Genomic DNA, 2,230 nt, shown 5'->3' with positions numbered 1-2,230 from the left:
TGATAAAACAGATGCTCAACTTGCCAAACATCCGTGAAGTTATTCTTTTCCCAAGGGACAGAAAAAGACTAACACCGTAATGCCTTTATACCTTCCATCCATCTTTTCTTTTAGACCAGTTGCTCAATTGGTATGGAGGTAATGGTTATGAAAAAGCAAACCGCCCTGATACTCATGGCTTTTCTTGTGCTCCAATCAGTGGCAATCCGGGATGCCAGCGCAACCACAATCGAGTACGCGAGCATTTCGGTTACACTGGGGCTTAAGGACAGCGCAATACTCGGCCCCTATAACATAACCTTCACCGACGCCAGTATACAGTGGGACTCGGTGGTGATAACCATCAAGGGCCCAAGTGGCTCCTATTCAAACCCTCTGAAGGTAGGGGATACGATGTACTACCCCTCAAGCTCGCCCGAAAAGATGATGATAGCCGTTAAAGTCCTCTGGATTTACAAGGACACCCAGTCGGTTCTGCTCTCCATACAGTCACCGCTCGCACCGGTGTACTCCAATAAGACTATGCTCGTCGGCTCCCAGCTCCAGCTTCCCGCCGGTTTTCCGCCCATACTGATAGAGCTTGAGGCTTCCTCCTCATCCCAGGCAGTCTTCAAGGTCACAACCCCCTACCAGGAGCAGTACACCCTTTCCATCAACAAGGGCGCCACGAGGGTCATCTCCTACAGGCTCGATTCAAAGCACGTCTACTCAAACTACCTTGCCATAGAGGTCGTCAACTGCACCTCCAACAGTGCCAAGGTCAACATTTACCTGCCCAGGGTGGCCTCCGTGAACTTTAGGGTTGTCAGGTGGAAGGAAGCCCAGAAAACCCCCGCCCCCGCGGTGAGCACTACTCTAATATACAACGACATACTCTACACCGGTGAAAAGCTCCCCGTGACCTACAATAAGACCACCTACTACTTCGAACTGCTCTCAGTCATCCCGGACGTCGTTAAGGTGGAGGTCTACAAGGGCAATGAGTCGGTGGGAACCTACACCCTCAGCGTTGGGGACATCCCAAAGACCGCTGACGGAACACCTTTTATGCTCGCAGTCCAGAAGACCGACCCGAACTACAAGAGGGCAATAATTAGAATCTACGGCCCAATCGAGTCTGAAGTTACGCCGATCCTCAGGCCGGCCAAGGTTGTCGCAAACATAACCGCCGTTCCCAAGCAGGTTCTCCTCGGGCAGGATATAGTTCTATCCATCGGCGTTGAAAACATCGGAAGGGGGAACGCCTACCAGCTGAACGTGGCAGCACCAATACCAAGTGGCTTCGAGCTCATAAGCATGACTAAGAGCTGGCAGATAAACAACCTTCCAGCATTTACAAAGCTTCCAGTGCTCGTGTACGTCCTCAGACCGACGAAGGTCGGGAGGTTCAACGTGGGGAAGGTCATCGTTACCTACTATGACGACCAGAGCCTTGAGACAGGCAAGATGAAAACTGTTTACTCCGCTCCCCTGGGCGCGATAGTCGTTTACAGCACTCCGGAGATGAGCGTTAGTGGGAGCGCCTACAACGGAACCTGGAGCGACTACGTAAACGCGGAGGTCAACAGCACGGTTAAGCTGAAACTAACCGTTACTGCATCAAAGGGAGACCCGAACTACGAGTTCGTTAAAAACGCCACCCTCTACCTCGAACTCCCCAAGGGCCTTACCGGACCGAGCCTCCTGAAGGTTGGCGACATGAAGGCCGGCGAAAGTAAGAGCATTACCGTTGAGCTGAAGGTCACAAAGGAGGCCCTCCTCAACGTAAAGGCAACGCTCATCTATCAGGACCCGCTCGGGAATGAACACAGACTCTCAACTGGGAACCTCGTGAGTATCAACAGCATCCCTCCGGAGGTCGTTATGAAGGATGTAAAGGTCTGGCCCAAGCCGAGCGAGCTACCGGCCTACCTCAATAAGACCCTCTCAGGAATGAACAATCCAGCGCCCCTCGCCCAAGAAGTGGAGGAGATAGCATCCCGCTACCTCCCGCCGAAGGGCAACCCCTGGAAGCCAACGGCGGTCGTCTTCATCTTGGCCACAATAGTCCTCGGTGGGCTGACCTACAACTACTACAGCCAGCTTGAGAGACTCAGGGAGAAAGTGCTCAGGAAGAAGCAGAGAAGACCGGGAGGGCTGCCTAAGAAAGAGGAAGAGGAGACCGAGCTCTGAGGCAGCTTTTTAAATTCCTTCCCTCTTCTCTTTACGGTGTGGGTAATGTTCAGGTTCA

1 protein-coding gene is annotated in these 2,230 nt (G+C 52.8%); it reads left to right on the top strand.

The window, feature by feature from the left end:
- Positions 1–132: 132 nt before the first annotated feature.
- Positions 133–2,172, top strand: coding sequence for a BatD family protein (locus MVD07_RS05125; RefSeq protein WP_297499363.1), 2,040 nt, complete (start codon positions 133–135; stop codon positions 2,170–2,172).
- Positions 2,173–2,230 lie beyond the last annotated feature (58 nt).

Origin of the sequence: Thermococcus sp. (assembly GCF_027008145.1) — an archaeon.
Lineage (GTDB): Archaea > Methanobacteriota_B > Thermococci > Thermococcales > Thermococcaceae > Thermococcus.
This window is presented reverse-complemented; position numbering and strand designations above follow the sequence as displayed.

What these genes read in the sequence shown, in the direction of transcription:
- MVD07_RS05125 (WP_297499363.1), top strand. Translation starts at nt 133, where the DNA reads ATGGAGGTAATGGTTATGAAAAAGCAAACCGCCCTGATACTCATGGCT.